The sequence below is a fragment of the Micromonospora sp. KC207 genome, from assembly GCF_004348615.1.
In the GTDB taxonomy this organism is placed as follows: Bacteria; Actinomycetota; Actinomycetes; order Mycobacteriales; family Micromonosporaceae; genus Micromonospora.
This window is the reverse complement of the sequence record NZ_SMKJ01000228.1, coordinates 1-12,074: the sequence shown is the minus strand read 5'-3', so window position 1 is coordinate 12,074 and position 12,074 is coordinate 1. Positions and strand designations below refer to the sequence as shown.

Genomic DNA, 12,074 nt, shown 5'->3' with positions numbered 1-12,074 from the left:
ATCTTGCAGCTCGGGGTGGGTGCGGCGGGCCCGGTGATCGATGGGTGTGAGGCTCCAGGTAGGACAGCTGTCGACCAAGACTCGAAGCCCCGACCGGGAGCCTCGCCATGCTGTCCTACCCCGCCACCATTCCGTTGTCCAGCCGCACCCTGAACCACCTCGCCGAACGCATCCGCTCCCATCGCAAGCAGCGCCGGTCCCGGTGGCGACGTCTCGATCCCGGACGGCAGGCGCTGCTGGCTCTGGCCCATCTGCGCAACGGCGACACCTACACCCGACTCGCGACCGGCTTTCAGATCGGCGTCGCCACCGCCTGGCGCTACGTCCAGGAAGCGACAGCCCTGCTCACGGCGGTCGCCAACGACCTGGCCACCGCCATGGGACGGATCCGCCGGCTGGCGTACGCGATCCTGGACGGCACCCTGATTCCGACCGACCGGATCGCCGACCAGAAGCCGTACTACTCCGGGAAACACAAGCGCCACGGCGTAAACGTGCAGGTCATCGCCGATGCCGCTGGCCGGCTCGTCTGGGCTGCACCGGCGCTGCCCGGTTCGGCCCATGACCTGACCGCAGCCCGAACCCACGGCGTCATCGACGCGCTGACCAGCGCGGATGTGATGACCTTCGCCGATAAGGGCTACCAAGGAGCCGGCGGCAGCGTGCGCACACCATTCAAGCGGCACCGCTTCCGCCCGAAGCTGTCACGCCGGCAGAAGGCCGTGAACCGCGCCCACGCGAGAATCCGCGCCCGCGGCGAACGCGCGATCGCCACCCTCAAGACCTGGAAGATCCTGACCAAGCTGCGCTGCTGCCCACACCGCGCCACCGCGATCGTGCAGGCCATCCTCGCTCTGCACCACCTCGAAGCCAACCGCCACGCACGATGAAAAAGGCTGAGTGTGGTCAGCGCCCGGTGGAGGAACCGCCGGGCCGCGGCGGTGTCCCGACGCGTCGAGACGAGCACGTCGATGACCTGACCATGCTGGTCCACGGCCCGGTACGTGTACCGCCAGACGCCGTTGACCTTGACGTAGGTCTCGTCCACGAACCAGCGGTCACCCGGACAGTGGCGGGAGAATCGGGCGGCGTTGGCCAACAGCGGGGTGAATCGCTGCACCCGCCGGTAGACGGTGACGTGATCGACCTCGACACCGCGCTCGGCCGGCAGTTCCTCCACATTCCGATAGGAGAGGTTGAACCGCGGGTACCAGCGGACGGCCAGGACGATCACCTCGGGCGGGAACCGGAACCCGACGAACGTCGACGACGGCGGAGACCAGGACCGGAGGCGGGACGACGACCTCACCGGCCAAGCACACCACACCGGCCATGCCGATATCGATCATGCATCCGCCCAACGCAACAGACCCGACATTCCAACGGCGGTGATTGAGATCTCCGAGTACCGATTCCAGCGTCGGTCAAGCCGCCCGGCTCACGAGGTCCCGTACGGCGGTCCGAGTCGCGTCAGTCGAGGCGGCCTCGACCAGGGTCACGTTCGGGTCGCCTGGATCGTGCCCGACCGCGAGGTGACGCGCTTGCGGAAAGTTCGACCGTCCGCTGGCCATGGCGGTAACCGCGACCTCGCCCACGGCGATGAATACCGTGCAGTTCTGGCTGGCCAGGCTGTTGTAGTAGGTGAGGGCGTTCGCCGGATTCTGCGGCCCGGACACCGCCAGGTGCTGGATCTTGATCCGGGTGTCGGTCGACGCCTCTCGCATCCCTGCCCAGACGGCGGCGGCAGGCTCGCCGGCTAGTCCTCTCTCGTCAGTGAGCAGGCATGCGGTGGTGTCGCGGTAACGCCGCTCCCGGACCGGTTCAGTGTCCGACGGTGGCCACAGGACCCAAATCGCCACGACGGCTGTGACGGCCACGACGGTCCCGACCCCGACAGCGACGAGCACGCGTTGCCGCCGCAGCCATTCACCCATGACGACCCCCGGTACGCCGTGTTCCCCGTTCGCCTCACGGCTTGTTGTGGCGAGTCGCCAGAGCATAGCCACCTGTCAACGTGGCAGGGGAGCGCGGCGGAGCAATCCCATAACCGAATCCAACCAATGGGATCACTGTATGTAATCGGACGTGCTCGCTGGCCCTGCCCCGCAGATGCGCCGTGCAGGGCCTTGCCAGTGCGACTCGCGCAATGCAAGCTTCCTTGACTTTGCAGCGCGGGCTACGGGGGAGGACTGCCGTGCGCAGTTGGTTGCGGCGTGCCCACAAACGGCAGGCACAATCCAGACCACCGGCCAAACGATCCGCCCACAGCGCACCGCCATGCGCTCAACCCGTCGGCTCGCCACGGCCCTGATCCTCGCGCTGGCCCTCGGGATCGGCGTGCCCCCCGGGGCGGTACCGACGGACCAACCATCGCCGTCGCTGTCCTGGCTGTGGAGCTGGCTCTCCACCCGGCCATCCTGGGCGTTCAATGCCCCGTCGACCCCGGAGCAGGAGCGGGGACGGGCCCCGCAGCAGGGCCACTACGTCACCGCCCCCCAAGCGCCGGCCGGTGGCAAGGGCAAGCCGGCAAAGGGTGAACTGAAGCGCTACGAGCCGCACCGGCCGGGGTCGGGGACGGTGAACACCGGCGAGGCCGACACCGGCTTCGACCCCGATGCCAGCGAACGGATCGCGTCGGCGGCGAGTGAGAAGTCGGACGTCTACCGCAACCCGGACGGCTCCTACACCCGGCGGGTGCACCGCGGCCCAATCAACTACCGGGCTGCCGACGGCACGTTCAAACAGATCGACAGCATCCTGCGTACCGGTGCCGACGGGCGGCCCCGGGTAACGGGCAACTCCTTCGACCTGAGCTTCGCCGGCCCGCAGGCACCCGTTCCGGGCAGGTCGGCCCAGGCCGACGGCGGCCCTTCCGCTTCCCTCGAGGAGGACGACGACCTCGTACGGCTGTCCCTCGGCGGCGGTCGGGAATTGGCGTTCACGCTCTCCGGTGCGACCATCGGCGCGCCGGTGGTGGACCGTGAGATCGCCCGGTACGCCAACGTCTTCCCGGACGTCGACCTCGAGCTGGGCGCGATGGCCGACGGTGTCAAGGAACTGCTGTTGCTGCGGTCGGCACAGGTGCCGACGGAGTACATCTACCCGCTGCGGCTGACCGGTCTGACCGCGCGGGTCGGTGTCGGTGGGGCGGTCGAGTTCGTGAGCGACGACGGAAAGGTCGTCGTGTCGATGCCGGTCGGTTATCTGGAGGACGCGGCGGTGGATGCCACCGGCGCGGGCGTCATGTCGCACGCGATGCGCTACGAGATCGTCGACGTCGAGGGGACGCCGACACTGAAGATGTCGATCAACGGGGCGTGGCTGCGCGATCCGGCCCGCCGGTTCCCGGTGGTCCTGGACCCGACCGCCACCATCGCGACCACCACCGGCGACACCTATGTGCAGTCCGGCGCGACCGAGCCGGACCGGTCCGCCGAGGACAACTTCGCGGTCGGTACCTTCGACGGCGGCGGTGGCAAGGCCAAGTCACTGATGCCGTTCCCGACCTTCGGCACCACCTTCGCGGGCAAGCGGCTCAGCGCTGCCGACCTCAACCTGTTCATGAGCTATCAGGGCGTCGGCAGCGGCTGCGTGGCCCGCCGCTTCGATGTGCACCGGGTCACCTCGAACTGGAACGCCGCCACCGTCAAGTACGGCACCTTCCCGTCGTACTCGGCCTCGATCGGTAACGCCTCACCGTCGAGCACCACCGCGTGCAACAACACTTCCGGGACCCGTAACGTCGGGACCTGGGTGTCGGCGGCGCTGAACGCGGCGCAGGTCAACGAGTGGGTGACCGGTACCGGCAACTACGGCCTGGCGCTCACCGCCTCGGAGACCGACAGCGCCGCCTGGAAACGGTTCACCTCGGCGAACCCGAATCTGACCTGCACCCACAGCACCTACGGCGCGATCCAGTGCGACCCGTTCATCGACGTCACCTACAGCGACAACGTCGTGCCGCAGGTGACGGCCCGCTACCCGGCCAACAACTATCCGGTCAGCACGCTCACCCCCGAACTGGCCGCGCAGGGCAACGATCCGGACAACTGGCCGGCCAAGGGACTGCGCTTCAACTTCCTGATCTACAACGACCAGGGCGCTCAGATCACCACCTCCGGATGGGTGCCCGGCGGCGTCTGGAAGGTCCCCCCGGGTGTGCTCGCCTGGGGAAAGACCTACCTGTACGCGGTGCAGGTCAATGACTACTCGTCCACCGGACCATCCGCCCCCGTCACGTACGCCTTCTCGACGCAGGTGCCGCAGCCGGCGGTGACCTCCTCGCTGGCCCAGAACGGCGGCAAGGGCTACGAAGCCAGCGTCGGCAACTACACCACCTCGGACAGCGACGCCGAGGTCGCCACGGTCGGTCCCGCGCTGTCGATCACGCGGGACTACAACAGCCTGGACACCCGCGCCGACAGCGCGTTCGGCCGTGGCTGGTCGTCGCTGCTGGACATGCGCGCCCGGGAGGACCGGGACGCCGCCGGGGTGCTGCAGACCGCGACGATCCGCTATCCCGACGGGCAGGAGGTGTCGTTCGGCCGTAACAACGACGGCACGGTGGGTCCCGCCGTCCGGCCGGTTCTCCGTCTTCACGGCGATCACCGGCGGCTACTCGCTGACCGACAAGGACGCCACCGGGTACGAGTTCACCCAGTCGCCCGGCGGCGGTGTCTTCCACCTGACGAAGGTCACCGACGCGTCCGGTCGGGCGCTGACCCTGCGCTATGACACCAACGGGCGGGTGGACCAGCTCCGGTCGGTGGCGTCGAACCGTACCCTGACGGTCGGTTGGTCCACCCCGGCGGGCGCCGCCCACCCGCACGTCGCGACGGTCACCACCGACCCGGTCACCCCGGGTGCCCCAGGCACCGTGCTGACCTGGTCGTACGAGTACGACACGGATCTGCTCGAGCGGGTCTGTCCACCGGGTACCAGCACCGAGTGCGCCAGCTACGAATACACCGCGACGGCGCAGCACGCCAGCACCGTACTAAACTCCTCGCCGTACTCTTTTTGGCGGTTGAACGAGCCCTCCGGCGCGACGGTCGCGCAGAGTGGTGTGCTGTCCAACGACGGCGGCGACGCCGGTGTCCTGCAGAACGTCGCCCTCGGTGGGTCCGCGGCCCACCCGGGATCCACCTCCACCTCCGCCACGTTCAACGGCACTAGTTCCCGGGTGAAGCTGCCGGCGAAGGCCATCGCCGACGCCTCGTACCAGTCGATCAGCATGTGGTTCCGGACCAGCACCCCCACCGGTGTGCTGTTCAGTTACCAGAGGGACGCGGTCGATCCCGGTGCCACCACCACCGGCGGGTACACGCCCGCGCTCTACGTCGGCTCCGACGGGCGGCTGCGGGGCCAGTTCTGGACCGGCAACGCGGCCTCGACGCTCGCCTCGCCGGCTCCGGTCACCGACGGCCAGTGGCACCACGTCGCGCTGGCCGGAAACGGCGGCAGCCAGCGGCTCTACCTCGACGGCGTCGAGGTCGGCGTGCTCAACGGGGCGATCACCCTGGCCAGCGTCGGCGCCACGAACAGCTACATCGGCGCAGGCTTCCTCGGCGGTGCGTGGCCGGCGCAGCCGCACACCGCGCCGACCGCTGCCTTCTTCACCGGCTCGATCGCCGATGTCGCGTTCTACAACCACGCGCTGACCGGCTCCACCGTCACCTCCCTCTACCAGTCGGGTCAGGTCGGGACGCCGGTGATCTCGGAGGTCGGCAGCAACGCCGGCCGGATCCGTGCACAGGTCGAGTACGACACGGTCAGTGGCCGGGTCAGCCAGGTCACCGACGAGAACGGCGGCGTCTGGCAGATCGAGGCCCCCACCACCTCCGGCTCCAGCCAGGTGTACGTCTCCACGGTGCTCGGCTCCCGGCCGCGCGACTACTACCGGCTCGGCGACATCGATGCTCCGGCGGAGGCGGTCAACAAGGTGGTGGGCAACCGCGCCTACTACAACAACGTCACCTTCAACACCGCGCAGCCGAACACCACCAGCCCGTTCGCGGACACCTTCGGGGCTGGCTTCAACGGCACATCGTCGTTCGTCCGGATGCAGGGCTGGGGCGTGGTGCCGTTCGAGGGGCCGCACACCATCGAGATGTGGTTCAAGGTGCCGGCCAACCACGCGCAGAGCGGGGTGCTCTACAGCTACCAGGACTCGGCGGTCAACGGCGGTACCCCGACCACCGGGGCCTACGTGCCGGCGCTCTACGTCGGCGCCGACGGTTACCTGCGCGGCGCCATGTACACGGGAACGGCCAGCCCGATCACCTCGACGACCAAGGTGAACGACGGCAACTGGCACCACGTCGTGCTCTCCGCCGGCTACCAGGACCGGCAGCGGCTCTACCTGGACAACAAGCTGGTCGGCACCAAGGTCGGCTCGCTGGTGCCCACATTCTCGGAACTGGGCTACATCGGTGCCGGCACCACCCGCAACTGGCCCGGCTCGTCCCGCGACGTCAGCTACTTCACCGGCAACATCACCGAGTTCGCCTACTACGACGAAGCGCTGTCGGAGGCAGCGGTCGACGCTCACTACAAGGCCTCCCGCAGCGCCCTGCCGCCACCGGCCGGGGCCACCGGCCCGGTGCTCACCCCGGTCACCACCGCCACCGTGACCGACCCGACCGGCAGACCGATCAAGCAGATGTTCGACCTGGTCAACGGCAACCGGCTGATCGCACAGACCGATGCGCTGGGCAACACCACCACGTACGGCTTCGACGTGGGCGGCTTCGTCTCGGTGGAGTACGACCCGCTGGGCCGCAAGACCGAGTCGGGCAAGGACGTACGCGGCAACACGATCCGGTCGACCACCTGCCGACACCACAACACGGAGGTGGGCGACGAGTGCCAGACGTCGTACTACCGGTACTGGCCGGACGCCACCACCGTCAACCTCACCCCGGACGCCCGCAACGACCAGTTGATCGAGATGGTCGACGCCCGGGGAGCCACCGAGACCGATTCCCGGTACCGGACCCGCTTCACCTACGACACGGCTGGCAACCGGACCAGCATGATCTCACCACCGGTGCCCGACCACCCCAACGGTCGGACCACGGCGATGACCTACACGACCGCCACCACAGCGGCCGTCGGCGGGGGAGTCACCCCGCCAGGTCTGCCGCTGACCACCACCTCGCCGCGCGGTTCCCAGCAGCGCACCGACTACAACGCAGCCGGCGACGCGGTCCGGGTCACCGACCCGGCCGGGCTGGTCACCGAGTTCACCTACGACGGGCTGGGCCGGGTGACCACCAAGAAGGTGATCTCGACCGCCTACCCGGCCGGGCAGGTCACCAGCTACGCGTACGACGCGGACGGCGAGGTGACCGAGACGGTCGAGCCGCCGGTGACGAACCGGGTCACCGGGGCGGTGCACACCGCCCGGACAACCGACGTCTTCGACGCCGACGGCCTGGTGACCCAGCGGACCGTGGCCGACACCACCGGCGGCGACAGCCCCCGGGTGGCCAGCAGTGCCTACGACCGGTACGGCCGGATGATCAAGAGCGTCGACCCGGGCGACGCGGTCACCGTCTTCGAGTACGACGTGTACGGCAACCAGACGAAGGCCGTCTCCTGCGACAGCGACCCCCTGCCGGGCCAGCCCTGCCCTACCGGCGACGTGCTACGCATGATCGAAGATCTGTACGACGCCGAGGGTCACCTGTTGACCAGCCACCTGACCGGTGCCGACGGAGCCCGGACCAGGCTGACCTTCAACACCTACTACACCGACGGGAGCCTCGCGTCCGAGACCGACGCGATGAACTGGACCACCAACTACGTCTACAACGCCGACGGCACCCTGCGGAAAGTGACCCGCACCGACGGTGTGAAGAGCCACGTCGTCGAGGAGAACCTTTACGACCGTGCCGGCAACCTGTCCTCCCGTACCGAGAACAACGGCGCGACCAACACCCAGTACACGCACGACGGCGCCGGCCGCCTGCAGGCCTCGCGGGTGGTCGTGAACGACATCCCCCGCACCACCCGTTACACCTACGACGCCGACGACCGGGTGGTGGCGACCCGAAACACGTCCGGCGACAACGAGACCGTGCTGCGTACGGTCGAGAACACCTACGACCCGATGGGTCGGCTGACCTCGGAGAGCATCAGCACCAACGCGGCGTCCCGGCCCGCCGGCTGGTGGAAGCTGGACGAGACCAGCCAAGCAGGAGAAATCTTCACCGCCCACGACTCGTCGCCGTCCCAACAGGACGCCTCCGGCTACCTCGGGGCCTCCCTCGGTGGAGGGTTCGGCACCTTCACCAACGGTAGCCTCGACACCGGCGGGCCGGTGCTCAACACCACCCAGTCGTACTCGGTCTCAGCGTGGGTGCGGGTGAGCAACCTGACCACCTCGCAAACCGCCGTCGGCCAGGGCGGCAACAACCACGGCGCCTTCTTCCTCCAGTACCACCGGACGGCGAACAAGTGGGCCTTCGTCTCGCCGTCGTCGGACTCGGCCTCACCGGCGTCGTCCGCGACGGCGACGGCGAACCTCACCCCGGCCGCCAACACCTGGGTCCACCTGGTCGGGGTCTTCGACGCCGGCACCAAGGCGATGTCGATCTACGCCAACAGCGTCGCCGGTGTCTCCGCCACGAACGCGACCCCGTTCAACTCGGTCACGCCGCTGAGTATCGGCGGCGTGCACTACGGCAACGGCGGCGGTGCCACCTTCGCCGGCAACATCGACAACGTTCAGGTCTACCAGCGGGCCGTCTCGGCCACCGAAGTGGCCACCCTCTACGGCAGCGGCAATGGCCGGACCAGCAACACCACGCTGAGCACCAACCAGTTGACCACCAACTACACCGTCGACGACCGCGGTCTGACCACCGCGGTGGTGGACCCGAAGGGCAACCGCACCGACTTCGAGTACGACGAGGCCGGTCAGCTCGTCCAGCAACTCGACCCGGCGGTGAGCACCGAGGTCCTCGGTGGCACCCCGCTGCCGATCCGGCCGATCTCCAAGCTCGGCTACAACACCTTCGGCGAGGAGGTCGAGTCCCAGGACCCGCTCGGCAACATCACCCAGGTCCGGGTCGACGCGCTGGGCCGTCCGTGGAAGACGATCCAGCCCGACTACACCCCACCGGGTGGCACCCCCATCGTGGGCGCGCACACCGTCACCACCTACGACAAGCTCGGCCAGGTCGTCGCCACCACCGATCAGCGCGGCAAGACGACGACCTACGAGTACGACTCGTTCGGCAACCCGGTCAAGGTGACCGACCCCAACGGCAAGTTCTCCACCGCCACCTACAGCCCCGTCGGTGACCTGCTGGAAACCGTCGACCCGACCGGCGCGAAGTCGGCCTCGACCTACGACTACCTCGGCCGGCAGGTCACCATCAGCCAGGTGGTCCGGCAGCCGACCCCGTTGGTCAACACGACCAGCTACGACTACGGCACCGGGGCCTACGGCAACACGGCCGCGGCCGGCCCGTGGCTCCAGAAAATCACCTCCCAGGACGGCGTGACCACCTCGTACACCAACAACGTACTGGGCGAGCAGGTCACGATCCGCGATGGCGCGAGCAACCCCACCTCGATCGACTACGACGGCCTCGGCCGGGTGTCGCGCATCCTCAACGCCGACGACACCCGGCGGCTGTTCAGCTACGACGGTGCAGGCCGGACCGTCCGGGTCGAGAACCGCAACCCCAGCAACGTGGTGATGACCACCGAGACAGCCGCGTACGACGACAACGGCAACCTGGTCGCCTCCACCGACGCCCGCCAGACCACGACCACCTTCGGCTACGACGCACTGAACAACCTGACCAGCGAGGTCCAGCCGATCACCGCCACCACGGCGATCACCACCTCGTTCGGCTACGACGCGGCCGGGAACCGGACCCGGTTCACCGACGGACGCAACAACGCGTTCTGGACCACGTACAACAGCTGGGGCCTGCCGGAGTCGCAGATCGAGCCGGCGACGAACGCCCATCCCGACCTGGCCGACCGCACCTACACGGTGACCTACGACCAGGCCGCGAGGGCGGTCGCCCAACTGGCACCCGGCGGCGTGCGGATCGACAACGAGTACGACGACCTCAACCGGCTGACCGGCCAGACCGGCGCCGGCGCGGAAGCCGCGACCACCGCCCGCTCGTTCGGCTACGACGACGCCGGACGGCTGACCTCCTTCTCCGCCCCGAACGGCACCAACTCGGTCAGCTACGACGACCGGGGTCTGCCGCTGACGATCGACAGCCCCGGCAACGCCACGTCGTTCGGCTACACCCGAGACGGCCGGATGGCGTCACGCACCGACGCGGCCGGCACGACCAGTTACACCTACGACGTCGCCGGCCGGCTGCGGACGGCGGCCAACCCGACCACGGGGATCAACCTCACCATCGGCTACAACACCATGTCGCTGCCGTCGACCATCACCTACGGCACGAACAACAACGTCCGCACCCTCACCTACGACCATCTGCAGCGCCTGGGCACGGACACCCTGCGTACGTCGAACGGCACGACGACCCTCGGGTCGATCACCTACGGCTACGACCCCAACGGCAACATGAACTCCAAGGTGACCACCGGATTCGCCGGAGCGTCATCGAACACCTACGGCTACGACCTCGCCAACCGGCTGACCTCCTGGACCCGCGGCAGCGCGGTGACCGCATACGCGTACGACGGCTCGGGCAACCGGACCCAGGCCGGAGCGAAGGCGTTCACCTACGACGCCCGTAACCGGCTCACCGCCCAGACCGGGGTCGGCTCGTACGTCTACACCCCGCGCGGCACGCTGCGCCAGACGATCTCCGGCAGCCTCACCTACGAGACGACGGCGGACGCTCTCGGCCAGGTCGTCTCGCAACAGGCGGCCGGCGGGACAAGCACCTACTCCTACGACGCGCTGGGCCGTGCCGTCCAGCCGCAGTTCCGCTACACCGGACTGGGCAACACCCTGGCCCAGGACGGCACAGCCACCTACACCCGGGGCCCGGGTGGCGAGTTGCTCGGCCAGGGCAGCGGCGCCGGCGCTGGTTCGGTATACGCGTGGACCGATCTGCATCGGGACGTGGTCGGCCAGTTCACCGCCACCGGTACGGCGTTGACCGGCTCGACCAGCTACGACCCCCTCGGCACGGTCCTGACCACCTCTGGTCTCGTTGGTAACCTCGGCTACCAGTCGGAGTGGACCGACACCCAGACCGGTCGGGTGAACATGCACGCCCGCTGGTACAACCCGGACACCGGCCAGTTCGACACCCGCGACACCGCGTCGAACGACCCGGTGCCGGACTCGGTGGCGGCCAACCGTTTCCAGTACGGCGACGCGAACCCGATGACGACCATCGACCCGACCGGTCACTGGGGTCTGAAGAGTTTCCTCAAGAAGACGGTCAGGGTCGTCACGAACCCGGTCGCGACGTACCGCGCGGTGGCCAGCAAGGCGTCGTCGGCGTTCAACTATGTGGCGTCGGGTCGGGCCTGGAGCGACGTCAAGGCCAAGGCGAAGAAGGTCGTGACCAAGGCCAAGAAGGCCGTCGAGGTGGTCAAGGACTCCACCGTCCGGTGGGCGAAGAAGAAGGTCAACAAGGTCAGGGACGCCTACAAGTCGGCGAAGAAGTGCGTCTCCGGTGGCGTCGGCAAATGCGTCAAGGAGACAGCCAAGAAGGCCGTCAAGAAAGTCGCGACCACCGTCAAGTCGACGGTGGAGACGATCAAGAAGGACCCCTGGAAGTTCGTGGCCACCGCGGCGGTCGGGCTCGCGGCGGCGGTGGCGGTCGGGGCGCTCTGCGCCACCGGTGTGGGTTGTCTGATCCTCGCCGGTGCTGTCGCGGGTGCGATGTCGGCCGGGGCCGGCTACATGGTCGATGTCAGTCGCGGGGATGAGGAGTTCTCGTGGAGTGGCCTGGCCGGCACGATGGTGGAGGGTGGCCTGGACGGGGCGCTGTCGGGTGGCCTGAGCCGGTTCGGTGGCGGTACCCGACTGCTCGGCGGCGCGAACCGAGCGGTCCGTGGTGGCCCGAGCCCGGCGTCGGCACCGTCTCGGCAGGCGTCGATCGGTGGTGGCC

At 68.5% G+C, this 12,074-nt stretch carries 4 protein-coding genes and 1 pseudogene; 3 read left to right on the top strand and 2 right to left on the bottom strand.

Annotated elements, in window-relative coordinates:
• Positions 1-107: 107 nt before the first annotated feature.
• The gene (locus tag E1258_RS23970) at positions 108-890 is read left to right on the top strand and encodes a transposase family protein (RefSeq protein WP_132405096.1); all 783 of its coding nucleotides are present in this window, start codon (positions 108-110) and stop codon (positions 888-890) included.
• Between the two features lie 14 nt (positions 891-904).
• On the opposite strand, the pseudogene E1258_RS23965 reads toward E1258_RS23970, so the two are convergent.
• Positions 905-1,309 (bottom strand): annotated as a pseudogene (locus E1258_RS23965) (IS6 family transposase); the annotation flags it as partial.
• A gap of 115 nt (positions 1,310-1,424) precedes the next feature.
• A complete protein-coding gene (locus E1258_RS23960) occupies positions 1,425-1,724 on the bottom strand; it encodes a hypothetical protein (protein ID WP_132405094.1) in 300 nt (99 codons plus the stop codon).
• Positions 1,725-2,277: 553 nt separating this feature from the next.
• Between E1258_RS23960 and E1258_RS23955 the strand changes: the two genes are divergently transcribed.
• Both E1258_RS23955 and E1258_RS23950 read left to right on the top strand, forming a co-directional pair.
• Positions 2,278-4,734 carry a DNRLRE domain-containing protein gene (locus E1258_RS23955; RefSeq protein WP_165949885.1) on the top strand — a complete coding sequence of 819 codons (2,457 nt, stop codon included), beginning with the start codon at positions 2,278-2,280 and terminating at the stop codon, positions 4,732-4,734.
• A gap of 13 nt (positions 4,735-4,747) precedes the next feature.
• The coding region (locus E1258_RS23950) for a LamG-like jellyroll fold domain-containing protein (RefSeq protein ID WP_165949884.1) at positions 4,748-12,074 on the top strand (7,327 nt) is incomplete at its 3' end.